Genomic DNA, 24,125 nt, shown 5'->3' with positions numbered 1-24,125 from the left:
GCGATTGCGAACCCTCTACAGGTGTTGAGGTGGATTGCTCATGCAAGGTCCAGAGCGGCCCGCGCACGGCCGATGAGCCGGTGCGCCTGAGCCCCGTAGACAGCGCCCTCGTCAAGGCGGTCCCACACGCGTCCGTACAGGGCGACGTCCTCGGCGGATTCGAGGGTGAACTCCGTGTTGATCGTCTCGACGATCACGCGTTCCTCGTCGAAGATCCAAAACCCGTGCTTCGGCGTGAGCTTCAGCTGCACGCCGAACGGCACGATGCCGAGTGTCACGGTACTCATGCCGATCAGGCCGACGAGCCGGTCAAGCTGTCCGGCCATCACGTCATAGGGGCATACGAGGGCGTGGAGGGCGCCCTCCCAGATCAGGACACGGAAGGCTCTATGTGCCTCGTACAGCACCTCCTGGCGCTTCATGCGCGCCCGGACGGCATCGTCTGTGTCGCGCGGCGACTGCATCAACTCGGCGTTGTGGAGGAGCAGATGGCGTGCGTAGTCCGGGGTCTGGAACAGCCCCGGAACGACGGTGGCCTCATACCCGCGCACGGTGGCCGTACGGCGGTATTCGGCGATGTACCGCTCTTGTACGCCACGGTGCCCGGTAGTGAGCTGTCGGCGCCACGACCGAGCCTGTGACTCCAGCCCTCGCAACCGGCTCTTGAGGTCCGCGGCCTCGGCTGGGGCGTTTGCCGCTTCGGTCCAGGCGTCCAAGTCCTTGGTCGTCGCTGTCTGCTTCCCGTTCTCCAGCCGCGACACTTTCGACCGCTGCCAGCCGAGGCGCTCGGCGAAGTCCTTTCCGTTCAGGCCGGCCTCGGTGCGCAGCTCGCGCAGGCGCGCACCGAGGGCCTCACGTGCGGTCTGGAAATCCGTACTCACTTGGCAGACGGTACCCGCGCCTGGAACTGGCTGGTAGGCACAGCGAAGTGGAGAGCAGCGTCCCGGGCCTGGCAGGCGCGTACGACGCTCTCGGCGTCTTCGAGGACCTGTACGCCGAGCGTCACGCCCTCGTTGTCGATGACGAATCTCACGAGGGTGCGGGAGTCGAACAGCCAGAAGTCGAAGTCCGGCAGGCCGATCCGTACGGCGTCCGCCCGATAGAGATTGCGGATGTCCTCGCCTGCGGCCACGTTGCCGAGGCCGCTGGCGAGGAGGAACCGCTGGCCTTCGGTCGGCGGGTCGTCGACGAGGCGAACCCGCCCGTAGCGCTTCCCGGCCTCGGTCTGCTCACGCACGTTTACGTGCCAGGGGGAGGCCGGGTCGTAGTCGAAGGTCTCCCCTCGCTGGAAGCGTGCCCAATTGGTGCTGACGCGGTCTGTCGCGTAGCCGCGCTGGGTCTCCAGTCGCCAAGCGGTGTGCTCGAAGTCCTTGAAGAGGTGGGTGATCTCGTCGAACGGGACCAGGTCCGGCACGCGGTCTACTCCTTCGTCTGCTCGGTGGAGTTGGGCTGCTCAGCGCGGGGAGCGAAGCGGAGCAGCAGCTCGCGGGGCACGCGTACGAACGTCTCCGAGTCCTTCACGTCCCGCAACTGGGCAAGGTGCTCGGGGTCGGTCTCCCGCTCGCCCTGGACAAGGATCTCGCCGGTCTCGACGACCTCGTAGAGGGTGGGGCAGTTGCCGTGTTCCGATGTGGTGCCGATGAACCTGAGCGTCATGTCGCCCTCCATCTGCGCTGGTTGAAGGTCCAGCATGCTGCGGATGGCGCGGGCGCGGTGAAGGATTGCCCGAGATTGCGCCCACGGCGTGTCAGGAGATCCGTTGCATGCAACGGCGCCCGGGCCCTCGGACCATGCGGCGCGGGCCGCACCACGTCCACCTCAGCAGTCGAACCGAAGGAACATGGAGACCATGAAGCACGAGTACGAGGCCAAGTTCCTCGACATCGACGTCGACGCCCTCCAGGCCAAGCTCACCGGCCTCGGCGCCACGCAGACCTTCCCCCGCACCCTCCTCACCCGGAGGATCTTCGAGAACGACGCCCTCGACGCCGGCCAGTGGATCCGGCTGCGCGACGAGGGCACCCGCTCCACGCTGACGCTCAAGCACGTCACCGACGCCACGCGCATCGACGGCACCACCGAGATCGAGACCGAGGTCAGCGACCTGCACGCCATGGCCGACATTCTGCGCGGCCTCGGCCTGCGAGAGGTCCGCTACCAGGAGAACTACCGCGAAGAATGGCAACTGGGCAACGTCGCCTTCGACTTCGACACCTGGCCGGACCTGCCCACCTTCGTCGAGATCGAAGGCCCCGACGAAGCATCGGTCCGTCAGGCGGCCGCCCTGCTCGACCTCGACTACACCACTGCGCGCTTCGGCAGCGTCGACGAGATCTACAAGAGCGAAGCCGGCCGCGACATCCTGGCCGAACCCACTCTTCTCTTCGCCGACGCCGCAGCCGACGCCGACGCCGACGCCGACGCCGACGCCGACAAGAACCAAGTCGACGCCCGCGCCTAGTCCTCCCCCTTGGGGCCGTCCGTGACGAAAGACCCCTGCCCCACTTCCAGCCGTAGCCACCCCTCCGTACGCAGTGCCACCACGGCTTTCTGCGTCGTCGCCTGAGCTACGCCGTACTCAGCGGCCAGCGCCACCGTGCCGGGGAAGCGCTCACCGGACGCCCACTCGCCGGCGCGCAACCGGCGACGCAGATCGTCGGCGATCTGGGGCCAGAGGTTCCGGGAACGATCAAGCTCAGCCATAGGGCCAGCGTGCGCGGTATCGCGTTGATCTGCTACCGCGATACCGCGTAAGCGCGTAAACTCACGAAAAGGAAGGCCCCCGCGCCGCTGTCACGGCCGGGGGCATGGCCCACCAACTGACAGGAGTTGATGAACATGGCCGAGCGTAGCGCGACCTCGCTGCACTGGCTTCTGGTGACCCTGTTCCTCTGGGGACTCACCCGTCTACTGCCCGCCACCGGCACCCGCCGGAAGACACCGACGGCGACTCGAACCGCCGTCACCAGCAGAAACGCAAAAGACCACGCGCCCCCGGCCGCACAAGTACCGGCCCAGCGCAGGTCGCCGTACAGCACCGACCGAGGAGCCCTCGACGGTTCCGCGTCCCGCCTGTCACGGCCGTACCTGCCCGCCCTCACGGGGTGCTGGGCTCCAGAGGAGGCCGCCAAGTCACCTCGTACAGCCCGTGTACGGCCCTGCTGGACGGCCCGGGAACGTGCCCTGCGATGGAAGCGACGGCGCGTCCTCGTGCTGGCGGCTCACTTCCGGCTCGACCTCGACCGACGCGACATCTACGCCGTCCCGGCCGGGAGTGGCGTCCGATGACCGGCGCGAGGAGCACCAGCATGAGCGCGGCCGTACGACAGTCAGAGTTGCCCATGCTGCGCGCGTACCGCCTGTGGTTGGAGCACACGCGTAAATGCGCCGAGTGCAAGAACGTCCGCAAGGCACAGGACTGCTGCGCGAGCGGACGGGACCTGTGGGCGACCTACCGCCACGTCTACGCCGAAGGGTCCCGATGACCACTCCGCCGAAGACGAACACGGACCGGTGCGGGACAGCCCGCGCCTCCCTGCTCCAACACGCCCCCATCCTCAGCGAGCTGGGCGCGTGCGTCCTCCCCCGCGCCGACGTGGACGCCGAAAGCGCCGTACCGGTCCCCCGGTGCTCTCTCGGCCAGCATCCCCGTTCCCGGGACTCAGAGCCACGTGACAGCGGTGTTCCCCGGCATCTCGGGCGCCTCGACAAGAGCACCCCTTTCGGAGTCACACTTCAGTATGATCTCGGTATGACTACCAAAGAGCGAGTCACCGTGACCTTGAGCCCCGACGTGCTGGCCACTGCCCGGGAGGCCGCGGACGGCAACCTCTCCGCCCGTGTGGAACGGGCACTGCTCATGCAGCAGCTCATGGACGACGCCCAGAAGCTGGCCGCTTGGCAGCGGGAGACCGGCGAGGAGCGCGCGGAGGTCCTCGAAGCCGCCGCGCTCGACACCTTTGGCGGCGGGCAGTGAACATCGCACGTGGCGAGGTCTGGCGGGTCCGCATCGGGTCGTTCGAACGGGCAGTGGTCGTCGTCGAGTCGGACCCGGCTCTGTTCACCTTTCCCCGTACGGCCGTCGTTCTCATGATCGACGAAACCGGACAAGCCCCCGACAGTGTCGTCACCGTCCCGCTCACAGACCCCGTCAAGGGCGTAGCCGTGGCGGTGGACATCGCGTCCCTGCGGATCTCCACCGTCGTCTCCGGCGAGTTTCTCGGGGTTGTCGCGGGGCCGGACATGCAGCGGGTGGACCGTGCGTTGCGGGTCGCCCTCGACCTGACCTGAGCCGGGACCCTGAGCCCCGTCTCCCTCGGAAGGCGGGGCCTTTCTGCCGCCCGGCGTGGGCCGAAGGTCGCTCAGGCCCGCTCCTCCGCCTCGACTCCCGAGCGGATCACACCGCGGCTCACGGATGCATCCGCGCCCCCTTCACCACCTTGTCCACCGCGTTCTTAGGCCCGTACACCGCGAGCCCCACCAGATCCAGCTCCCCCGTCCGCACGGCCCGTACCGCCGCCCGGTTGTCGCGGTCGTTGCCGGTGGTGAAGAGGTCGCCGGTGAACACCGCGCGCGGGAGGGAACGGGACAGCACGCGCGCGTGGGCGGCGGTCAGGGTCTCCTTCGTCGCCTCGAAGACCAGGACCGGCTGGCGGAACATCGGGAGGTAGCGCACTCCCTCTCCGTCCTCGTACGGCTCGCCGATCACCTCGGGGACCGTCGTCCCCAGGCCGCTGACCAGGAACGCCGTCACGTTCAGACGCTGCCAGGGCTCCAGGTCCTCCCGCAGCAGGACGGCGATCTTCGTGTCGAAGCGGATCGGAGCGGGGGTGGGGGCGGTGCCCGTCGGGGTCTCAGTGCTCATGCTTCGAGACTGCCGAGCCTCGTACGCACCCGTCTTGTACGTTCTTTGCATGGCCACCCGGCAGGAAGTCTCCGCCTGGCGCCCGGCCGTGACGGGCGTCGTCGAGGTCTTCCACGCCCACTTCACCGAGTACGCGTACCCGATGCACGTACACGACACCTGGACGCTGCTCATCGTCGACGACGGCGCCGTACGGTACGACCTCGACCGGCATGAGCGCGGTACCCCGCACGACACCGTGACCCTGTTGCCGCCGCATGTGCCGCACAACGGGTCGGCCGCCACGCCGGACGGGTTCCGCAAGCGGGTGCTGTACCTCGACTCCACGCACCTCGGCGACGAGTTCATCGGGGCCGCCGTCGACCAGCCCGACCTGCGTGATCCCCTGCTGCGGCTGCGCGTCGGGCAACTGCACGGGGCGCTCGTGCGGGCCGGGGAGGAGTTCGAGGCCGCCAGTCGGCTGGCGCTCGTCGGTGAACGGCTGCGGGCTCGGTTGCGGGAGACCGGCGTATCTCGTGCGCCACGCGCCGATCCGCCGCTCGCCCTCCGGCTGCGCGAGCTGCTCGACGAGCGGCTCGTCGACGGGATCGCGCTCGACGAGGCCGCGCGGCTCGTGCATGCCCATCCCGCGCATCTCGTACGGGCGTTCAGCACCGCTTTCGGGATGCCGCCGCATCAGTATCTGACCGCGCGGCGGGTCGAGCGCGCCCGGCGGCTGCTGCTCGAAGGGCAGGCTCCCGGCGAGGTCGCCGCCGCCACCGGGTTCTACGACCAGGCCCATCTCACGCGGCACTTCAAGAAGTTGGTGGGTGTGCCGCCCGGGCGGTATCGGCTCAGCGGCGGAGTCAGTCCGTAGGACCGGGGCGCTGGGTCAGGTGGGCGAAGGCGTCCAGGTTGCGGGTCGACTCGCCCCGGGACACCCGCCAGGCGTACTCCTTGCGGATCGCCGACGCGAAACCCAGCTCCAGCAGGGTGTTGAAGCCGCCGTCGGCCGCCTCCAGGACCGAGCCGAGCAGCCGGTCGATCTCGTCCGGGGTGATCGCCGAGAGAGGGAGCTTGGAGGTGACGTAGACGTCGCCCAGGCGGTCCACCGCGTAACTCACGCCGTACAGCTTGAGGTTGCGTTCCAGGAGCCAGCGGTGGACGCCCGGCTCGTTCTCGTCGGGGTGGCGGATCACGAACGCGTTGAGAGACAGGGAGTGCTTGCCTACCAGCAGTGACACCGTCGTCGACAGCTTGCGGGTGCCCGGGAGTTTGACCACGTAGTTGCCGGTCGCCGGGCTCTCCCACTCCAGGTCCGCCTCGGTGAGGACCTGTTCGATGATCGACGCCGCATCAGCCATGCAGCGAGCGTACGCGACGCCTGTGGGCCTGCATCGCGGCCGTGTAGACGTCCGCCGTGGCCGCCGCCGAGGCGTCCCAGCCGAAACGTTTCGCGTGCCGGGCAGCCGTCTCGCCCATCCGGGCCGACAGGGTCTCGTCGTCGGCGAAATCGCGCAGCACGCGCGCGTAGGCGGCGGGATCGTGGCCCTGGACCAGGAATCCCGTACGTCCTTCCGCCACCGCCACCGGGAGGCCGCCCACCGCTGCCGCCAGGACCGGTGTGCCCGCCGCCTGCGCCTCTATCGCCACCAGGCCGAACGATTCGTTGTAGGACGGCATGACCAGGACGGACGCCGCCCGGAACCAGTCCGCGAGCTGCTCCTGGCCGACCGGCGGGCGGAAGCGCACTACGTCCGCGATGCCCAGGCGGGCGGCGAGTTTCTGCAGGCCCTCCGGCTTGGCCAGGCCGCTGCCGCTCGGGCCGCCGACTACGGGGACGACGATCCGGGAGCGCAGCTCGGGGCGCTCGTCCAGGAGGACGGCGACCGCGCGGAGCAGCACGTCGGGGGCCTTCAGGGGCTGTATGCGGCCCGCGAAGAGGGGGATCAGGGCGTCCTGCGGGAGGCCGAGACGGGCGCGGGCGGCGGCGCGGCCGTCGGCCGGGGAGAAGCGTTCTAGGTTGACGCCCGGGTGGACGACGGCGACGTTGCGCGGGTCGGCGTCGTAGTGGCGGACGAGTTCGTCGGCCTCTTCGGCGGTGTTGGCGACGAGCCGGTCGGCGGCGGCCACGACCTGCATCTCGCCGATGACGCGGGCGGCGGGCTCGGGGTTGTCGCCGTCGGCCAGGGCGGCGTTCTTGACCTTGGCCATGGTGTGCATGGCGTGCACCAGGGGGGTGCCCCAGCGCTGCGCGGCGAGCCAGCCGACGTGGCCGGAGAGCCAGTAGTGCGAGTGAACCAGGTCGTAGTAGCCGGGGCGGTTGCCGGCCCAGGCCTGCATGACGCCGTGGGTGAAGGCGCACAGCTGGGCCGGGAGGTCCTCCTTGGCGAGGCCCTCGTAGGGGCCCGCGTCGACGTGCCGGACGAGGACGCCGGGGGCCAGCTCGACGGCCGGGGGGAGGGTGCCCGTGGTGGCCCGGGTGAAGATCTCGACCTCGATGTTGATCGCGGCGAGGCGCTGCGCCAGCTCGACGATGTAGACGTTCATCCCGCCGGCGTCACCGGTGCCGGGCTGGTGGAGGGGGGAGGTGTGCACGGAGAGCATGGCTACGCGACGGGGCCTGCGTCGGCGGCCCAGCCTGCCCATGTACTGGCTCACGTGGCGTTCCTCCTCCAGCCTCGTTCCTGCCGTCCTCTGTGGATCCCTCTTCGCGGATCGCTCTTCGCGGAGGTCCGACAGGGGTCCGAAGGGTCAACGCCAGGAGAGCGCAACCCATTTCCTCTTTGCCCAATCATTACCTTTTACCGCTCAACCGTTCGACACCAAGCCGCCCCTTACCCTCATACGCATGGCTGCCCGCGCATCGACGACCCGACCCGTGGGATCAGTCACGCGCGGGACGACCAACCCCAACCGCCTGCGCCGGATGGACCGCTGGATCGCGGCCACGCACGGCGCCGCGCTCCGCCGCACCCCCTCCCCCGTCGCGGTCGACCTCGGGTACGGCGCCGCGCCCTGGACGGCCGTCGAGCTGCTGGCGCGGCTGCGTACCGTGGCGCCACGCGCGCGCGTGGTGGGCGTCGAGATCGAACCGGCGCGGGTCGCGGCGGCGAAACCGTACGAGCGCGAGGGGCTCGTCTTCCGGCACGGCGGCTTCGAGATCCCGGTCCCGGAACGGCCGGCGCTGATCCGCGCGGCGAACGTGCTGCGGCAGTACGAGGAGGGCGAGGTCGCCGGGGTGTGGGCGCGGCTGTGCGCGCGGCTCGCGCCGGCCACCGACGTTCCCGGGGGCGGGCTGCTCGTCGAGGGCACGTGCGACGAGATCGGGCGGCGGCACGTGTGGGTCGCCCTCGGGCCGGAAGGGCCGCGCACGGTCACCTTCGCGGCCCGGCTCGGCTCCCTGGACCGCCCCTCCGACCTCGCCGAGCGCCTCCCGAAGGCCCTCATCCACCGCAACGTCCCCGGCGAACCGGTGCACGCCTTCCTGCGCGACTTCGACCGCGCGTGGGCAGCGGCGGCGCCCTACGCCTCGTACGGGGCACGCCAGCGGTGGATCCGGGCGGTGCGCGACCTGACGGGCGACTGGCCCGTGGTGGACGGGCCGGCGCGGTGGCGGCAGGGGGAAGTGACCGTGGGGTGGGGGGCGTTGGCGCCGCTTTAGATGTCTTTTGGCGTATTTGATTACTTCCTTGGCGCCCCAAATTGCTCACGAATCACGGGCAACGATCTCCGTACCTCGTTCGTCACACATGCGGGGGACAAGGGAAGGGCAGGCACCTCGCAGGAGGCCTGTTTCTTTTCGCGGTGACATGCCACCATCCCCCAGGCGTCCGTAAGTTACTGACGGTTAATCAGGTGGGCGAGAGGTTCGGGGGTACGGGGAATGGGAGCCGGCAAGCGGATTTGGGGCGCGGCAGCCGTGGGACTGGTCTGCGCGGTCACCGTCCTCGGCGGAGCGGGCACCGCGTTCGCGGCTCCGGCACCGACCCCGTCGCCCACGACGACCCCGACGGCCCCGACGGCCCCGAGCGTGACGCTGCCGCCGAACAAGGACCTGGAAGCCGTACACAAGCGGCTGGAGAAGCTCTACCACGACGCCGCGGTCGCCACGGACGCGTACAACGCGGCGGAGGAGGAGACCGAGCGCCAGTCCACCGAGATCGTCGAACTGGCCCGGGAGATCGTCAAGGGGCAGGAGCGGCTGGCCGAGTTGAAGGACCGCGCGGGTGCCGCCGCCCGCGCCCAGTACCGCTCCGGAGGCCTGCCGCCGGAGGCGCGGCTGTGGCTCAGCGACGATCCGCAGGCCTGGCTGGAGGGCGTCAGCCGGGTCCGGCAGGGCCAGAAGGCGACCACGGGCCTGATCGCCGAAATGACCCGCACCCAGCAGGACTTGGAGCAGTACGCGCAGGACGCCTCGGCCCAGTGGACGAAGCTGGAGGCCAGCCGGAAGGCCAAGGCCGCCGCACAGAAGACGATCAAGGAGCAGATCGCGGCGGCCGAGAAGCTGGAGTCCGAGCTGGAGAAGGAGGAGAAGGAACGCCTCGCGGAGCTGGAGCGCGAGGCCGCCTACAAGGCGCAGACATCCTGGCTCGACTCCGGCATCCTCGACGAGATCAGCGGCAAGGCGACCGCGCAGGGCGAGAAGGCCGTGGAGTTCGCGACGGCCCAGATAGGCAAACCGTACGAGTGGGGCGCCGAGGGCCCGGGCACGTTCGACTGCTCGGGCCTGACCCAGTCGGCCTGGGCGTCGGCCGGGGTCGGCATCCCGCGCACCTCGCAGCAGCAGTGGGCGCAGCTTCCCCACATCGACGTCGAGGACATGCGCCCCGGCGACCTGATCATCTACTTCGACGACGCGAGCCACATCGCGATGTACGTGGGCGACGGCGCGATGGTGCACGCCCCGCGGCCGGGGCGGACGGTGACGATCGCGGGGGCGGGGTCGATGCCGATACTCGGGGTGGTCCGGCCCAACTGAGCCCGCGAATCGTCACGTACGGCACTTTCCCGCCGTATGTCACATTCCGTACGGCACATTCCGCACCGTGCGTGACCCGCCCCACGTGACCCACCGCACCCATCGGCCTCTCCCAACCCTCCCGCGGACGTGACATTCGTCATCCCCGGAGGGGCCACCCGGTGCCCAAGTGCGTTACGGAACACGGCATATGACACCGGTGCCACCTCGCCGGCGCTCCGCCCCGCCATTCCGTTCCTGCCCCGTCAACCGCTATGGTCCCGGTCGGTGGATCGAGACCCCTCGCCCATCGTGCCCTCGGGGGGAGGGAAGGAACCCACGACGATGCCCGTACCCGTACCGCGGCAGAGAGCGATCCCGGCCGTCGAGAACGGTCAGGCGCAGGCTCCGGCCGTGCCCGGAGGGACGCCCTCCGCAGGCGCTCCCGGTGGCCCCGGTGGCACCGGTGGCCCCGGCGGCCCCGGCGGCCCCGGCGGCCCTTCCGGCGAAGTGGCTCCGCCTAAGCCGACGACACCCGGCCCGGACGCCGCCAACGCCACCGGGATCACCACCGGGATCACCGCCGGGACCGCCACCGGCACGCAGCTGACCCTGCTGCTGATCCAGGACGACCCGGGCGGCTCGCCCGTCGTGCCCGAGCTGCTCGACGCCACGGGCAAGCCGATCCGCATCCGTACGGCCCGCAACCTCACCGAGGCCGAGCGGCTGCTCACCGACGACGTCCACTGCATCCTGCTGGACCTCGCGCTGCCCGCGCCCCCGTCACCCCCGATCACCGACGACGGCAGCGACGACGAGCTGGCGGTGCTCAAGCACGTCCTGCGGCTCGCGCCCCGGCACGCCGTCCTCGCGCTCACCGCCTCCGGCGACGCCGAACGCGGTGCGGAGGCCGTGCGCGTCGGCGCCCAGGACTATCTCTTCCGCGACGAGCTGGACGGCCGGCTGCTGAGCCGCGCGATCCGCTACGCGGTGGAGAGGAAACGTTCCGACAAGGCCGAACGCCGGCTCACCGAGTCCCGGCTGCGGGCCCAGGAAAACGCCCGCCTAGAACGCGGCCTCCTGCCCACCCCGCTCCTCGACGGCTCCTCACTGCGCTTCGCCGCCCGCTACCGCCCCGGCCGCTCCCGCGCGCTGCTCGGCGGCGACTTCTACGACACGGTCCGTACGCCCGACGGCACGGTCCACGCGATGATCGGCGACGTGTGCGGGCACGGCCCGGACGAGGCGGCGCTCGGTGTGGAGCTGCGGATCGCGTGGCGCGCGCTGACGTTGGCGGGCCTGTGCGGCGACGCGCTGCTGGGCACGCTCCAGCAGGTCCTGGAGCACGAGCGCGAGAACGACGAGATCTTCGCGACGCTCTGTACGGTCGACATCGCGCCGGACGGCCGCAGCGCGGGCCTGTGCCTGGCCGGCCACCCGGCCCCGCTGCTGGTACGCCCGGCGCCCGTGCCTTCGGGGTCTTCGGGGTCTTCGGGGTCTTCGGGGCCTTCGGAATCCGCTGTGGCGGAACTGCTGCCGTTCGACAACAACGGCCCGGCGCTGGGCTTGCTTCCGGGGGCGCGCTGGCCCCGTACGCAGGTGCAGTTGGGGGCCGAGTGGACGCTGATGCTCTACACGGACGGCCTGATAGAGGGCCATGTCGGCGAGGGCCGGGAACGGCTCGGCCAGGACGGCATGGTGGCGATGATCCGCCGCCAGCTGGCCCAGGGCCTGCGCGGCGAGAAGCTGCTGCGGGCGGCCGTGAGAGAGGTGCGCAGGCTGAACGGCGGGGAGCTGACGGACGACCTGGCGGTACTGCTGCTGGACCGAGTGGCGTAGGCCTCGGGCTCGTAGGCCTCAGGCTCGTAGGCCTCAGGCTCGTAGGCCTCAGGCTCGTAGGCCTCAGGCTCGTAGCCCTCAGGCTTCAGCGGCCGCCGTTGTAGGGGCCGTACGGGCCGTCACTGCTGGAGCCGCCGCCCCTGCGGCTGCGGCCACCGCCCGGGAGACCGCGCAGGGCCGGTCGTACGTCGACCATGTACACGATCGTCGCGACCAGGCCGATGATCGGCAGGAACGACAGGATGTTGAAGATCAGGTTCACCACGAAGGCGAGCGCGAGGATGATCAGCCAGAACGGCTTGGTCTTCTTGTCCGCCGCCCGGTAGGCATCCTCGCGGCGCACGGCGGCGTCGATCAGCGCGAAGCCACTGAAAATGATCAGGGCCACGCTCAACAGCCACATGAACCCTGCGAACCCCTGCATCAGCACAACGTCCACCACCAAGTTCGTCAGTTCGTATCTGCGGTCACCGTACCCGTATCCGCAAACCCGCTACCCGAAGAACGGGCCGGGCACGCATGGAGTGCCCGACCCGTCCCCGTACACGCGGTTTCACCCGCTCGGCTCTGCCTACTTGGCGGGCGGAGTCGTCTTCTTGGCGGCCGGCTTGCGGGCCGGGGCCTTCTTGGCTGCGGTCTTCTTCGCCGGGGCGGGCGCGGCCTTGGCCTCGACGGGGGCGGGCGTCGTCTCCGCGGTCGCCGTCTTGACCTCGGCCGACTCGGCCTTCGGCTCGGACTTCGGCTCGACGGCGACGGCCAGTTCCTCGATCTCCTCGGCGGCCTCGCCGCGCCACGTCTTCACGGCCTGCTCGCCGTGCTCGGCGACCTTCTCGTACGTCTCGCGCGCCTTCACGGCGTACTCGGCGGCGACGCCGACACCGCGCAGGGCGAGGTCCGAGGCGCTCTCGCCGAGCTTCTTCAGGTCGGCGTCGATGGTCGAGCCGAGCTTCTTCAGGTCGCCGTCCAGCGTGCCGATGAACTCGCCGACCTTGGACTGGATGGTCTCCTGCGCTTCCTTGGCACGGAGGGCGGCCTTCTCCTGCGCCTCCTTGGCACGGGCGGCGGCCTTCTCCTGGACCGCCTTCGGGTCGGTGCCGCGTACGGCCTCGATCCGGGCCGGCGCCTCGGTGCGCAGCTGCTCGACCAGCCCGGGGACCTTCTTGGCCTGCTGAAGGGCGAGGTCGGCGGTGCCGGCGGCGAAGTAGAACGGGGTGGGGTCGCTGAGGGTCTTACGCAGGTCGTCGGTGATGGCCATGGTGATGGTCCTCCCGGGTTGCTTCGGGCTGAGGGTTTTGGGTTGCGGCGAACGTCGGGCCGGTCTCACGTGCGTCAACTGCGTCCGCGTCAAACGCATCTGCGTCGACTTCATCTGCATCAACTGCATCAACTGGCCGTCTGTTGCGGGTCGGCGTCGCTGCCGGTGCCTATGTGTTCGTCTGGATCCGCTGTGTCCGCTGCGTCTACTGCATCCGCGTCGGCGTCCGGAACGTCCGGCACAGGGACGTCCATCGAGGCCGGCGCGCTGTCCGGATCGGCGATCTCGAACCCGTTCTCCTTGCGGAAGGACTCGTAGATCTGCAGCAGCACCTGCTTCTGCCGTTCGTTGAGGGTGGGATCGGCGAGGATGACGGCACGCGTCTCCACATCGACCCGGTCACGCTCGGCGTCGAGGATGCCGGCCCGGACGTACAGCGTCTCGGCGGAGATCCGCAGCGCCTTGGCGACCTGCTGCAACACCTCCGCGCTCGGCTTGCGCAGCCCGCGCTCGATCTGGCTCAGATACGGATTGGACACCCCGGCGGCATCGGCGAGCTGCCTGAGCGACAGCTGCGCGGTGCGCCGCTGTTCACGCAGATACTCACCAAGATTGCCGACGTTGAGCGATGCCATGCGTCCAGCTTGCCGCACCGTTGCTAACTATTGCAAGCAGGCGCTTGCAAAAGTGCGCTACGCCACTGTGGCTGGGCGCTTGTGCCTTCCAGCTGTCCTTGACCTGTCTCTGTGTAGCTGAGGCAGTCCCGGTCGTCGTGAGGCATCTGGTTGCACGTCTCGCTCAATCTCGGGCATCTGGTGCGGTGTCTCGGTCAACCTGAGGCAGCGGCCTCCTCCGCTCTCTACGGTCGTTGGAGCTGTTCAGCGCACCGAGTTGGGGGTGGCTGGTGGAGGCGGAGGACTTCTGGCTGGAGTACGTCGATGCTGGGGGTGAACTGTGTGGTGGGCCGCTTGAGGTGATGTGCCGGTCCGGTTCGAGTCGGCTGGGCAGGTGCGTGCTTTCCCGTCGTACCGGGGGCAGCGCAATTTTTCGGGTTGGTACTGGGCTGCGACCACCGCGGATTTGGTGGGTTACGAGTCGTGGGTGGAGCTGAGCCACCTGATGCGGCTGGATGCTGAGCCGGAGGTGTGCGGGCTGGTCTCGCAGCCGTTTCGGTTGTCGTGGCGGTGTGACGGCCGGAGCCGGCGGGTCAGTCACACGCCGGATTACTTCGTGCGCCGCCGGGACGGCAGGGTCGTGGTGCTGGATGTGCGTCCGGATGAGCTGGTCGAGCCGGAGGACGCGGTGAAGTTCGCGGCCACGGCGGTGGCCTGCGCTCGGGTCGGCTGGGATTACGAGCGGGTCGGGGTGCTCGGCCCGGTGCTGGCGGCGAATCTGCGCTGGCTGTCGGGTTACCGGCATCTGAGGGTGCGGAGTGAGCCGGTGGCGGATCGTCTGCGAGGAGTGTTTGTCGAGCATCAGGGCCTGCTCGCGGGGGCCCGGACGGTCGGAGATCCGATCGCCGTACTGCCGGTGCTCTTTCATCTGCTGTGGTGCCGGGAGCGAACGAGACACTCGACTCCTACCGTCGGCGCCTCGCTGCCGCGAACCAGACCGAGTTCCGCACCATGCGCAATCCCTCACGCTGGCTGCACTGCCCGCTCAACGAGCTCGAACGACTGGAACTCATCAGCGGCCAGCCCCGCACCACCCTGCTCTGGGCACTACCGGAATTGCGGCGCCACGCTCCCGACATCGTCCCGCCACCCGAGATCTTCATCGTCAACCACCGGCCCGCCTGCGACCTCTGTGCCTGGCGCTCCGGCAGTAACGGCCTGCCCATCCAGGTCTACATCCGAGGGTTCCACGACAACGTCTGCATCCGTCACCGACGCTGGCTGAGCTACGGACACGTGAACGAATCCCAGCAGCTTGACCTGTCACAGGCTCCCGAAATCGTGCAGGCTCAGCTTTTTCTGGACCAGCTCGAACGCCGACACGGTGCCTCCGTTTTCCCTGACTGCTACCGCCTGTGTGAACGTTTCTGGAGGGAAGTGGACAACCGGGCTCTGGTGCGCGCAGGCAGAGATGCCGTGGTCCAGCACATCCCCCAGCTGAACGTCAACGGCCTCCCGGATCGCTTCGCCGTCGCCCGAAGTCCACGAGTCCGGCGAGCTGCCAACTACCCCCAGGTGGCCAGATTCACCAACCTGATCATCTCAATGGCACTACGGCCCGAACTGGAGCGCCGGATCTCACACATCACCGGCGAAACCCAGACCGAGTTCACACAGGTTTTTCCCCTGGACCGCCACCCTCGCGGCATCACGATGCCGTGGTTACGCCAAGGACTCGGCGTCCTGGTGGAGGCAGTCGCCAAATGCCTCACCCCGACCGAGCCAGACGAATCTGAACCGTCTCGCTCAATCTGGCGCATGGCGCGTCAGAGCTTCATGCGTGTGGGGGACCACCCGGACGCCGCCGTCACTTGATCTCAATCCGCCGAAGCGAGGGCACCAACAGCGGCACCAGCATCGCCACCGCTGCAACCCCGCCGCCGGTGACGGCGATCGTCGCAGTCCCGAACACCGCGGCGAGGATCGGCGTGGACAACTGACCGATGGGAATGGGCACGAAGGACCAGAACTCGTCTTGGGCGCCGACCCGGGAGAGCAGCCGCTCCGGAACGTGGGTGTTATTGACGGTCTCCCACACGACGGTGAAGAACTCCGAGGCCATCCCTGCCACAAACGCCGCCGCAGCCAGCCAGAGCGTGTTCGCGCCAGCTCCGAGCAGGATCAGCGGGACGGCGCCCATCGTCATCGAGGACAGCGCGGGCACCATCGGGCGCCGCACCGTCAGCCTCACCATCACCACACTGGCCAGCAGAGCTCCAACACCGCGGGCGCTCAGCACAAGTCCCCAGCCCGCAGCACCGATCGTGGCGTTCGCGATCACCGGGCCCAGGATCTGCCAGACCCCCATATTGAGGGCGTTGAAGACGCCAAAGGCCGAGGTCACCGTCCAAATCCACGGAGTGGAACTGAAGTAACCCCAGCCTTCGCGCAGTTCGGCAAGCATCGTCGTGCCGCCCTCGGTACGCCGTGGCGGTTCAGGCAGCGACATACGCGCGAAGAATGCGGCCGCGAGAAGGAAGGAGGCGGCGTCCGCTGCGATCGCCCAGCCGCCACCCACGGAAGCGGTCAACAGGCCGGCCACGGTCGGACCAAGGATACGAGTGGCGTTCCTGACAGACGCCAGCAGGGAACTGGCCTGCTGGATGCCGCGTCCCATCGCCAGATTCGAGACGATGCCGCGCAATGCGGGCTTGGTCAGTCCCTGAAAGGCGCCGTTGAGGGCAGCGAGCGGCAGCAGGAACGCCGGATGCTGGTGGGCCAGCAGGAGGAACGCGACGCCGACCTGTGTGAGGCCGGCGCCCAGACTGGTGAGACACAGCACGGTGTCGCGTCGGTAACGGTCGGCGATACCACCGCCGAGGAGAAGCATCGCGACCATCGGGACCAAGGCCGCAGTGGTGACCGCGGACAACCAGACCGCACTGTTGGTGACCTCCAGGACGCCGAAGGCCAGAGCGACAGGCGACATGGCGCTGCCAGCCAAGGAGATCGACTGACCCGCCAGAAACCGGCGAAAAGCCAAGGAGCGGAGGGGCTGCTCGGACGCGAGGCCGGTACTGGACATCGTTAATGCGCCGATTTCAGGGACTTGAGGATCTCGATCTTCTGGCACATCTGATGCAGGCACAAGGGGCAACCGTGCCAGCAGACGCAGGACGCCTCAAGTGGTTTAGTCGGTGTCGGCGTACTTGAGAAAGTGCTCAACGACGTACAGGCAAACGTGCTCAGTTGGAGATTGCCGACGACATCCCCGTCTGCTGCGACGACGACACGGACGCGGTGAAGCTCGGCAACGGCGGCATCGCGTACACGTGCAGCAGATGCCGCACCGTCCTGGAGCGCGACAATCTGGCCTCGTCTCCGACCTCCGGGAGAGAACCGCCGTCTGAGCTACCTGTAGGCGAGTAGGTCCCGGCCGATATTCCCGGCGGGAGCCCTCACCCTGTCCATAGACTCCTGCTTCGATGAAGAGACGCGTGCAGTTCACCGAGCAGGTTGTGCGGTTCCGTGACTACACGCCAGCCGCGGACCGGGAGAAGTTCCTGCGTCTCGTTGCCAGGATCGCAGCCGAGCCCGAAGGCGCCGACAGCCACCTTGTCTACACGAGCGACGCTGTGACGCGCGAGGCCTGGGAAGACCGCGTAATGGTCCATTACGTCGTGACGAGCTTCTTCGTGGTCGTCATCGAGGCTGACATCTACGACGCGTCGCGTGGCTTCAACGAGGTGTAGTCGGGCACGAGGGAGCCCTGTCACCGGTCAGGGCCTTCGTCGTGGGCGCGGGTACTGCGCGGTCGATCCACCGGCCCAGCACATCACCAGTTGGGCACGTTCATCCGTACGTGGCTGGGCAAGTTCACGTGTACGCCAACAGTCGGCGCCACATTCCCGTGGCTGCATGCCGGACCCGTCACCTTGGCGGAACAAGCAGCCAATGCCTCACCTCAAGCGAGACAGACGGCTCCGAATCGTCTCGCTGAACCTGAGGTATCACAGGTCAAGCCCTCACCCTGCCCCACCTTGAGCGGGACCGGACATGTCCTGTCGCTGCTGTCCGTTCTCAGTAGATTTGGCGAGTCCCAGTGGTTCTGGCGAACGACCTGGTGGAGTCCCGACAAACAAAGCTGGCCGACTGGTGTCCTGTCGCGCTGAAGCTGTCGGATTCCCACTCGTTCTTGTCCCGTCTCGCTGAGCTTGGATGAGTCTCACTGTTCTGAGTGAGGCGGCCTCGAATCTCATTTCCAGTGGCGGTTGTCGAGGGTGCGGTCACTCACTGGGGTGACTCGCGTCCCGTTCCATGTGGCTTGTCTCACGGCATCAGTGATGGTCGAGCCACGGGTGGGGGGCGCCGCAGGCATGCGGCAGGTCCCGGAGTGGCATCTGCTCTACAGCGGACCTGTGGTTATCCCCAGGAGGAAAACTGAAGGTGGCAGGCTGCCCGGGACCTGCCGCCCATCGGCAGCCTTGGTCCATGCCTGTATTTCACAGATCACATCGATTGCATCGGTTACTGCTGCTCCTGCTGGCGCTGACGCTCGGGGTCGGCACGCTGACGGTCGCCGCCCGGCCGGCGCACGCGAACGCGATGACCACCACCGATCCGGTGCGCGAACTGGCGCGCGTCGCGGAGCCGCTGCGTTCCACGGATGCCGGCGCCCCCGGCAGCGATCTGCGCCCGCTCGGCCGCATGATCGGCTCGGCGAAGATCGTCGGCCTGGGTGAGGCCACGCACAGCTCCCGGCAGTTCTTCACGATGAAGCACCGCGTCTTCCGGTACCTCGTCGAGGAGCAAGGCTTCACCACCTTCGCGCTGGAGGCGCCCTGGTCCACCGGCCTGGTCCTCAACGAGTACGTGTTGTACGGGAAGGGCGACCCGGAGAAGCTCATGCGGGATGAGTTCCAGAGCTCGTACCGGATATGGAACACCCGCGAGTATCTCGATCTGCTGAGGTGGATGCGCGCCCACAACGTTCGCCACCCCGACCACCCCGTGCAGTTCATGGGTGAGGACAACGGCTACGCGGGACCTGAGCTCTTCGACGCGGTCACGGACTATGTGTCCGCGCACCACCCGGAGCTGCTGCCGGAGTTCCGCCGCCTTTACCGCGAGCTCCGGCCGACGGGGAGCGTGGAGGAGACCGTCAACGAGAACATGGCCAAGCCCATCGCCGAGCGCGAGCGGACGGCCGTGGATGTGCGGCGCGCCTACGAGCTGCTTCAGGCGCAGGGGCCGGACGAGGACCGGCAGGCGTACGAGTGGATCCTCCAGCACGCCAGGGCCATCTCCCAGACCGGCATCTTCTACGCGTACTACGACTTCTCCGACCCTGAGAAGATCGCTCAGGCCATGCTCTACCGCGACCAGATCATGGCGGAGAACACTGTGTGGTGGCAGCGGCACAGCGGCCACCGGATGCTGTTGTCGGCCCACAACGGCCATGTCTCCTACGAGTCCGACAACCCTGAGCAGTATCCGAAGACCCAGGGGGAGTTCATACGCCAGATGGTCGGGGCCGAGTACATGAACATCGGCTACACCTTCGGGCAGGGCTCGTTCAACGCGATGGATCTGACGGATCCGGAGGAGCCCTACCGTCGCTTCTCCGTGAAGCCGCTGGGCGCGGGCAGCAACGAGGAGGTGCTGGAGCGAGTCTCGCGCCGGGACTACTACGTCGATCTGCGGGCCATGCCCGAGCCGGCGCGAGACTGGCTGATGGCTAAGCGGCTGACCCGCTCCATCGGGAACGCCTGGCCGGAGGACCCCTACCAAACCTCGCTCGGGCGCCAGTTCGACGTGCTGATACACCTCCATCGCGTCACGGCCGCGGATCTCCTGTCAACGACCCGGGACTGAAAGTCCCGGGCTTGCACAACCGATCGGCTGTGATCGTTCGCCGGTGCTGAGTCCGCCAAGTCTCCCAACGGCGACAGCTCAGTAGGGTCGGGGACTGGCAACGGAGCGTCAGACACCGCACCAGTCCCCGACCCTACTGAGCACCCGGACTCAGACCCATACGCATCGGCTGCAACCGCAGCTGAGTTGTCAGGTCCAGCAGCAGGTTCTGACGCGGAAACGGCCACCTTCGGTGAGTGCGTTGTGGCAAACCGGATCTTGTTCGGGCGGCAGCGGGTGACCATCTGGACGGAGGTTCGGGTGCGGTCGCGGGCATGAGAGAACGGGCCCCTTGGTAGTGACGCGGTTACGACACCAGCACGACCAAGGAAGCCCGTTGCCTGATCAGTTGAGCACTGTCTCTGCGTATGCGTCCACCGCGGTCACCCCTGGGTGTGACTGCTACGTGCACCGGTTCGGTTCGCTCACTCCGGGACGGCGGGCAGGCTGCTATCCGAGTGACATGACGGATGCGGAGTGGGCCGAGGTCCGCGCCGCGATGCCGGTGCCGGCCTGGCTCCTCAAGCGGGGCGGGCGTCCGGAGGCGTACTGCCACCGGACAATGCTCGACGCGGTGCGCTACCTGGTCGACAACGGCGTGAAGTGGACGGCTCTGCCGGTCGATTTCCCTTGCTGGCGGGCGGTCTACGACTTCTTCCGCCGCTGGCGGGCCTACGGCTATGTGCGTGAGCTGTACGAACGCCTGCGACGTTCGGCGAGAGAACGCGCAGGCCGCAACGCCGAGCCCAGCGCGGGGATCATCGACAGTCAGTCGGTGGACGCCTCCGAGACCGTCGGCGAGGACAGCCGCGGATACGACGGCGGCAAGTCACGTGACGGGCGCAAGCGTCACATCCTGACCGACACCGACGGTCTGCTCCTGGAGGTGACCGTGACCACGGCCGATGTGCACGACTCCAAGGCCGCCCCCGCACTGCTGGAGACGTTCATGCAGCAGCCGGGACGGCTGCTGAAACTGGTGTGGGTCGACAGCGCCTACCAGGGTCCGGCGCTGGCGAAGGCGTTCGCCCGTCACGGAGTGCGGACCGAGGTCGTGCGCCGCTGTGACGGACAACGCGGATTTGTCGTACTGGCCCGCAGGTGGGTCGTGGAGCGAACGCTGAGCTGGCTCGCCCGCTCACGCCGCCTCAACCGCGACCACGAACGCCGCCCCGACCACCACGCCCAGATGGTGTGGTGGGCCGCCGTGATCAGACTGTCCCGGCGCCTGGCCGCAGACGCTCCGCGCTGGCCGGAGAAACGCCCCGCCCGACTGCTCCGGGCGCGGGCATGAACCGTCCGTCCTGCGCCCGCACCAGCCAGCCCCGCTTCTCCAGCACATAGGCACGGTGCCGGATTTTCTCCACCTCGTTCTTGATCTCCGCTTCCCGGCCCACCGCCCGCGTCAGCTCCACTCCGTTCACCGGCCCCGAAGCGGCCACCACCGCGGCGAACACCTCCCGATACAGGCCGCCGAGCACATCCTCACCCATACCCGACCGCCACACCGGCGGCCTCTCGCCATACCCCGCGCCCAAGCCGCCCGACCCCACGGCGGCAGCCATCTCACCACCAGACGGCACCGGAACCGGCGTATTCACCGGGCTCTGCCCGGCCAGCACCGACACAAGCTCCTCACGCCCCACCCGGGCCCGCTCAACGCGCTCCCGCGCGGCATCCACCTCCGCCTGAGCCTGCTCCAGAACCTCCGTCCAGGACTCCAGATCCTGCCTCGCCCGCGCCTCACGCTCTTCCATCAACCCCAGCACCGACGGCATCGCACCCTCCTCGATCCACAACAAGCCGTCCGCTGCCTGCCCCTACACCGTCGCCGTCATGCCCCACACACGAAGAAGCCCCTGCTCATCGAACAGGGACTCCCTTTGCCACAACGCACTGAGAACTCTGGAAGCAGGCAGTCCACCGTCCTGACACAGACCAGCTCAGGACACATCGGCCCCGCCATGATCGAAGAGACTTACGCTCGGCGCCAGTGACACGGCCTCCACGATGCCCCGCCAACCCCGCCGCGAATCCCACTCCAACCTGTCACTCCGCAGGTCAATGGCCCCATCTCCGCAAGATCTAATGAGACGGGACAGTTCTCGTTCGTATTGCCGGATTCCCTTTCGTGGCGCCCTGAGCGGCTGTCCGCTCTCACTCCAGTGGCTGGTCAGGGCTCCCGTGGATCAAAATCCAAGCGTATGAGCTGGGGACTCACGGTGTCCCGCTCCAACTGACGGGACTCTGGTCAGAGGCGTCGCTCTCCGCCGCTTCTACTGGGAACGGACAGCTGCGATGTGTAGGCAGTCCCGCTCTTCTGTAGGCATGTGCGGCTCTGTCCCAGTCATGTGTAGGGAAGTTCTGGAGTGTTCCGGTGTACGTCAGCGCGGCCAGGGTCCGCGAGCGGGGATCTTTGGGGCGTCTCTGGTCGGTCGCGTTTGAGTCGGTACGGCCCGAGCGCCGGTTCCCGGCTTTCCGAGGTCAGGGCAACTGGTGCGGCTGGTACTGGTTGGCGACCTGCGGCGGGCATGTGGGATATGAGTCGTGGCTGGAGCGCGACCATCTGATGCTGCTCGACTTCGATCCGCTGGCGACGGGCACGGCCTCGCAGCCGTTCCGGCTGTCGTGGACCCGGCCGGACGGGAAGCGGGTGCGGCATACGCCGGACTTCTTCGTCCGCCGCGCCGACGGCACGGGCCTGGTGGTGGACGTGCGTCCGGACGAGCGGATCGAGCCGGATGACGCGGCGGAGTTCGCCGTGACGGCGGCGGCCTGCCGGTCGGTGGGCTGGGACTTCACGCGGGTGGGGACGCCGGAGGCAGTGCTGATGGCGAACGTGCGGTGACTGGCCGGCTATCGGCATCCGCGGGTGCGCCGCCCGGAGGTCGCCGCCCGCCTAGGTCGTTTCTGATGGCTCTTGCTTGGCTGGGTGGATGAGCTTTGGGGCTGGGCAGGTGCGGTTTGCGGTGCGGCGACATGAGTTGACCGATGCTCAGTGGCACAGGATCGAGCTGTTACTGCCCGCTGGTGGCAAGCCCGGTGGGCAGTGGGCCGATCACCGTGAAGTGATCAGCGGGGTGCTGTTCCGGGCCTGGACCGGGGTGCCGTGGCCGGACCTGCCCGAGGGGTATGGCCCCTGGCAGACCGTCTACGAGCGGCATCGCCGCTGGTCTGCCGACGGCACCTGGAAAACCATTCTGGAGGGGCTGCAGATCGAGGCGGATGCCGGCGACCCGGACGCCCAGCTCGCCCGGCGGATCGGGCGTGAGGAGTTTGCGGTGAACATCGACTCCACCTCCTGCCGGGCGCATCAGCACGCCGCCGGGGCGCAGCACAGGCCTCCGGCAGACTTCCCGGAAAATGGAGGCGGGGCACGTGAGGAGACCAATGGACGCGAGGCGTTGGGGCGCTCGCGGGGCGGGCTGACCTCCAAGGTCCGTCTCCTGTCTGACGACCGGGCCCGCCCGCTGACCTGGCAGACCTCACCCGGCCGGCGCGGCGACAGCCCCATGTTCGTTCCCGTGCTGGAGGCTTTGCGGGGCGGGCGGCGTGGCCCGGGCCGGCCGCGCACCCGTCCGGACCGTGTCCGCGGCGACAAGGCCTGCTCCAGCCGTGACAACCGTGCCTGCCTTCGCCGGCGCGGGATCAAGGCGACCATCGCCGAGCCGGATGACCAGCGGGTCCACCGCACACGGCGCGGGCGCACGGGCGGCAGGCCACCGGCCTTCGACAAGGCCCAGTACCGTCGCCGCAGCGCGGTCGGGCGGTGCGTGAACCAGTGGAAGCAGTTCCGCGCGGTCGCCAGCCGGTACGACAAACGCGACCACGTCTTCAACGCCACCCTGACAGTCGCGGCGATCGTCATCCGGCTCCGCGACACCATCCAAGAGCCATCAGAAACGGCCTAGGCGGAGGCGGAGGCCACGAAGAACGGAATGGCGACGAGGAAGCGGCCGGCCTCGGCGCGTCGGCGCTGTTCGGCGAGCCACTCGTCCGCCTGGTCACGTCCGACGGCACCGCTGGCGCAGGCCGGCTCGGCGAGCCTCGCGACCAGAGACAGCATCGTGGGGTCGGTGAACACGCTGGTGTGCACCTCGACCGTGACATCGTCGAAGCCGCCGGCCAGGAGCAGGCTGCGGTACTGGCGGCCGGCGCGGGGCGTGCCCAGGAGGTCGGCGCGGGCGTGCACGATCGTGCGAGTGAGCGCCGCGTCACCAGAGTCGATCATGATGGCGTCCCAGTCCTGACCGACCAGGACGATCCTGCCGCCCGGGCAGAGGACCCGCCGTGCCTCCGCCACCGCGCGCTCCGGATCCTGAAGTACGTGGAAGACCTTGTCGGCACGGTAGCCACGCACGCTTCCGCCGGCGAACGGCAGATCCTCCGCCCCCGCCTCCCGGAATTCGGCCTGCGACCACCGCTCCCTGGCCGCGGCCAGCATCCACGGGTCGGGGTCCACGCCCACCGCGTGAACGCCGCGTTCGGCCAGCTCGGCGACGGCTCGTCCGGCGCCGCAGCCGACGTCCACGACGGTCGAGCCCGAGACGAGAGACAGCAGTTCGTAGGAGCGGGCCCGCAGCCGAGTGGCGCTCGGCATCTGGTCCGCAGCGTCGAGGACGGCCAGCAGGGCTTCGGTGTCGCGGTGCTTTTCCACCGCTTCCTGATCCTTGGACATGGACGTCATGCTGCGACTTAATG

The 24,125-nt window shown here is 68.6% G+C and carries 29 protein-coding genes and 1 pseudogene; 17 read left to right on the top strand and 13 right to left on the bottom strand.

The genetic code is table 11. The annotated features are described in order from the left end of the window. Positions 1–38 precede the first annotated feature (38 nt). From LUX31_RS24915 to LUX31_RS24905, 3 genes are read right to left on the bottom strand one after another with little or no spacing between them, the layout of a single operon-like run. A complete protein-coding gene (locus tag LUX31_RS24915) occupies positions 39–881 on the bottom strand; it encodes a helix-turn-helix domain-containing protein (RefSeq protein WP_235477174.1) in 843 nt (280 codons plus the stop codon). Further along, positions 878–1,414, bottom strand: a complete 537-nt coding sequence (locus tag LUX31_RS24910; RefSeq protein WP_235477173.1) for a DUF6879 family protein — start codon at positions 1,412–1,414, stop codon at positions 878–880. The genes LUX31_RS24915 and LUX31_RS24910 overlap by 4 nt, the downstream gene beginning before the upstream one ends. A gap of 5 nt (positions 1,415–1,419) precedes the next feature. Then, positions 1,420–1,656 carry a hypothetical protein gene (locus LUX31_RS24905; RefSeq protein WP_235477172.1) on the bottom strand — a complete coding sequence of 79 codons (237 nt, stop codon included), beginning with the start codon at positions 1,654–1,656 and terminating at the stop codon, positions 1,420–1,422. Between the two features lie 193 nt (positions 1,657–1,849). Here LUX31_RS24905 and LUX31_RS24900 point away from each other — a divergent pair, with 193 nt between their 5' ends. Then, positions 1,850–2,461, top strand: coding sequence for a class IV adenylate cyclase (locus tag LUX31_RS24900; protein WP_235477171.1), 612 nt, complete (start codon positions 1,850–1,852; stop codon positions 2,459–2,461). On the opposite strand, the gene LUX31_RS24895 is transcribed toward LUX31_RS24900, so the two are convergent. Next, a complete protein-coding gene (locus LUX31_RS24895; protein WP_235477170.1) occupies positions 2,458–2,703 on the bottom strand; it encodes a GntR family transcriptional regulator in 246 nt (81 codons plus the stop codon). The genes LUX31_RS24900 and LUX31_RS24895 overlap by 4 nt on opposite strands. A 135-nt stretch (positions 2,704–2,838) precedes the next feature. Here LUX31_RS24895 and LUX31_RS24890 point away from each other — a divergent pair, with 135 nt between their 5' ends. The 4 genes from LUX31_RS24890 (at position 2,839) to LUX31_RS24875 (ending at position 4,290) form a co-directional block, all read left to right on the top strand. Then, positions 2,839–3,288 carry a hypothetical protein gene (locus tag LUX31_RS24890; RefSeq protein WP_235477169.1) on the top strand — a complete coding sequence of 150 codons (450 nt, stop codon included), beginning with the start codon at positions 2,839–2,841 and terminating at the stop codon, positions 3,286–3,288. Positions 3,289–3,308: 20 nt separating this feature from the next. Continuing rightward, positions 3,309–3,485, top strand: coding sequence for a hypothetical protein (locus tag LUX31_RS24885; protein ID WP_235477168.1), 177 nt, complete (start codon positions 3,309–3,311; stop codon positions 3,483–3,485). A gap of 266 nt (positions 3,486–3,751) precedes the next feature. Next, positions 3,752–3,976 (top strand): type II toxin-antitoxin system CcdA family antitoxin, encoded by a 225-nt coding sequence (locus tag LUX31_RS24880; RefSeq protein WP_235477167.1) that lies wholly within the window; start codon positions 3,752–3,754, stop codon positions 3,974–3,976. Beyond that, entirely contained in the window at positions 3,973–4,290 is a 318-nt protein-coding gene (locus LUX31_RS24875) for a type II toxin-antitoxin system PemK/MazF family toxin (RefSeq protein WP_235477166.1), read from the top strand. The genes LUX31_RS24880 and LUX31_RS24875 overlap by 4 nt, the downstream gene beginning before the upstream one ends. A gap of 118 nt (positions 4,291–4,408) precedes the next feature. On the opposite strand, the gene LUX31_RS24870 is transcribed toward LUX31_RS24875, so the two are convergent. Further along, positions 4,409–4,864: a DUF2000 domain-containing protein gene (locus LUX31_RS24870; protein ID WP_235477165.1), complete on the bottom strand. Its 456-nt coding sequence runs from the start codon at positions 4,862–4,864 to the stop codon at positions 4,409–4,411. 49 nt (positions 4,865–4,913) lie between these two features. Here LUX31_RS24870 and LUX31_RS24865 point away from each other — a divergent pair, with 49 nt between their 5' ends. Then, the gene (locus tag LUX31_RS24865; RefSeq protein ID WP_235477164.1) at positions 4,914–5,720 is read left to right on the top strand and encodes a helix-turn-helix transcriptional regulator; all 807 of its coding nucleotides are present in this window, start codon (positions 4,914–4,916) and stop codon (positions 5,718–5,720) included. Here the strand turns inward: LUX31_RS24865 and LUX31_RS24860 are convergent. Both LUX31_RS24860 and mshA read right to left on the bottom strand, forming a co-directional pair. Continuing rightward, a complete protein-coding gene (locus LUX31_RS24860) occupies positions 5,710–6,207 on the bottom strand; it encodes a YbjN domain-containing protein (protein ID WP_235477163.1) in 498 nt (165 codons plus the stop codon). The genes LUX31_RS24865 and LUX31_RS24860 overlap by 11 nt on opposite strands. After that, on the bottom strand, positions 6,200–7,504 hold the full coding sequence (mshA, locus tag LUX31_RS24855) for a D-inositol-3-phosphate glycosyltransferase (RefSeq protein ID WP_443045999.1): 1,305 nt from the start codon (positions 7,502–7,504) through the stop codon (positions 6,200–6,202). The genes LUX31_RS24860 and mshA overlap by 8 nt, the downstream gene beginning before the upstream one ends. Positions 7,505–7,694: 190 nt before the next feature. On the opposite strand from mshA, the gene LUX31_RS24850 reads away from it, so the two are divergent. The 3 genes from LUX31_RS24850 to LUX31_RS24840 all read left to right on the top strand — a co-directional run bounded on the left by LUX31_RS24850 (position 7,695) and on the right by LUX31_RS24840 (position 11,642). Continuing rightward, positions 7,695–8,507: a class I SAM-dependent methyltransferase gene (locus tag LUX31_RS24850; protein ID WP_235477162.1), complete on the top strand. Its 813-nt coding sequence runs from the start codon at positions 7,695–7,697 to the stop codon at positions 8,505–8,507. A 222-nt stretch (positions 8,508–8,729) separates the two neighbouring features. Continuing rightward, on the top strand, positions 8,730–9,824 hold the full coding sequence (locus LUX31_RS24845; protein WP_235477161.1) for a C40 family peptidase: 1,095 nt from the start codon (positions 8,730–8,732) through the stop codon (positions 9,822–9,824). Between the two features lie 324 nt (positions 9,825–10,148). After that, complete coding sequence (locus LUX31_RS24840; RefSeq protein ID WP_235477160.1) at positions 10,149–11,642, top strand: PP2C family protein-serine/threonine phosphatase; 1,494 nt, start codon at positions 10,149–10,151, stop codon at positions 11,640–11,642. Positions 11,643–11,727: 85 nt separating this feature from the next. Here LUX31_RS24840 and LUX31_RS24835 read toward each other — a convergent pair whose 3' ends face one another. From LUX31_RS24835 to LUX31_RS24825, 3 genes are all read right to left on the bottom strand, one after another. Next, on the bottom strand, positions 11,728–12,066 hold the full coding sequence (locus LUX31_RS24835; protein ID WP_235477159.1) for a DUF2516 family protein: 339 nt from the start codon (positions 12,064–12,066) through the stop codon (positions 11,728–11,730). Between the two features lie 147 nt (positions 12,067–12,213). After that, positions 12,214–12,897, bottom strand: a complete 684-nt coding sequence (locus tag LUX31_RS24830; protein WP_235477158.1) for a hypothetical protein — start codon at positions 12,895–12,897, stop codon at positions 12,214–12,216. Positions 12,898–13,025: 128 nt separating this feature from the next. Beyond that, entirely contained in the window at positions 13,026–13,532 is a 507-nt protein-coding gene (locus LUX31_RS24825) for a helix-turn-helix domain-containing protein (RefSeq protein WP_235477157.1), read from the bottom strand. 343 nt (positions 13,533–13,875) lie between these two features. Here LUX31_RS24825 and LUX31_RS24820 point away from each other — a divergent pair. Continuing rightward, a pseudogene (locus LUX31_RS24820) lies at positions 13,876–14,397 on the top strand (TnsA-like heteromeric transposase endonuclease subunit); the annotation flags it as partial. A 50-nt stretch (positions 14,398–14,447) separates the two neighbouring features. Further along, a complete protein-coding gene (locus tag LUX31_RS24815; RefSeq protein WP_235480205.1) occupies positions 14,448–15,386 on the top strand; it encodes a hypothetical protein in 939 nt (312 codons plus the stop codon). On the opposite strand, the gene LUX31_RS24810 is transcribed toward LUX31_RS24815, so the two are convergent. Then, entirely contained in the window at positions 15,379–16,596 is a 1,218-nt protein-coding gene (locus tag LUX31_RS24810; protein WP_235477156.1) for an MFS transporter, read from the bottom strand. The genes LUX31_RS24815 and LUX31_RS24810 overlap by 8 nt on opposite strands. A gap of 164 nt (positions 16,597–16,760) precedes the next feature. Here LUX31_RS24810 and LUX31_RS24805 point away from each other — a divergent pair, with 164 nt between their 5' ends. The 4 genes from LUX31_RS24805 to LUX31_RS24790 all read left to right on the top strand — a co-directional run bounded on the left by LUX31_RS24805 (position 16,761) and on the right by LUX31_RS24790 (position 20,718). Next, entirely contained in the window at positions 16,761–16,940 is a 180-nt protein-coding gene (locus tag LUX31_RS24805; RefSeq protein ID WP_235477155.1) for a hypothetical protein, read from the top strand. Between the two features lie 68 nt (positions 16,941–17,008). Then, complete coding sequence (locus LUX31_RS24800; RefSeq protein WP_235477154.1) at positions 17,009–17,263, top strand: hypothetical protein; 255 nt, start codon at positions 17,009–17,011, stop codon at positions 17,261–17,263. Between the two features lie 739 nt (positions 17,264–18,002). Beyond that, a complete protein-coding gene (locus tag LUX31_RS24795) occupies positions 18,003–19,385 on the top strand; it encodes an erythromycin esterase family protein (RefSeq protein ID WP_443045998.1) in 1,383 nt (460 codons plus the stop codon). 502 nt (positions 19,386–19,887) lie between these two features. Then, complete coding sequence (locus tag LUX31_RS24790; RefSeq protein WP_235475860.1) at positions 19,888–20,718, top strand: IS5 family transposase; 831 nt, start codon at positions 19,888–19,890, stop codon at positions 20,716–20,718. On the opposite strand, the gene LUX31_RS24785 is transcribed toward LUX31_RS24790, so the two are convergent. Further along, positions 20,636–21,202, bottom strand: a complete 567-nt coding sequence (locus LUX31_RS24785; protein WP_235475859.1) for a hypothetical protein — start codon at positions 21,200–21,202, stop codon at positions 20,636–20,638. The genes LUX31_RS24790 and LUX31_RS24785 overlap by 83 nt on opposite strands. A gap of 599 nt (positions 21,203–21,801) precedes the next feature. Between LUX31_RS24785 and LUX31_RS24780 the strand changes: the two genes are divergently transcribed. Both LUX31_RS24780 and LUX31_RS24775 read left to right on the top strand, forming a co-directional pair. Continuing rightward, on the top strand, positions 21,802–22,272 hold the full coding sequence (locus LUX31_RS24780) for a TnsA-like heteromeric transposase endonuclease subunit (protein WP_328285692.1): 471 nt from the start codon (positions 21,802–21,804) through the stop codon (positions 22,270–22,272). Between the two features lie 88 nt (positions 22,273–22,360). Beyond that, positions 22,361–23,335, top strand: a complete 975-nt coding sequence (locus LUX31_RS24775; RefSeq protein ID WP_443045997.1) for an IS5 family transposase — start codon at positions 22,361–22,363, stop codon at positions 23,333–23,335. Here the strand turns inward: LUX31_RS24775 and LUX31_RS24770 are convergent. Then, positions 23,332–24,102 (bottom strand): methyltransferase domain-containing protein, encoded by a 771-nt coding sequence (locus LUX31_RS24770; RefSeq protein WP_235477151.1) that lies wholly within the window; start codon positions 24,100–24,102, stop codon positions 23,332–23,334. The two genes, LUX31_RS24775 and LUX31_RS24770, sit on opposite strands and share 4 nt — an antisense overlap. Positions 24,103–24,125 lie beyond the last annotated feature (23 nt).

Origin of the sequence: Streptomyces sp. GQFP (assembly GCF_021545335.1) — a bacterium.
GTDB lineage: Bacteria > Actinomycetota > Actinomycetes > Streptomycetales > Streptomycetaceae > Streptomyces.
The sequence above is the reverse complement of the archived record's forward strand: the minus strand, read 5'-3'. Positions and strand labels throughout refer to the sequence as shown.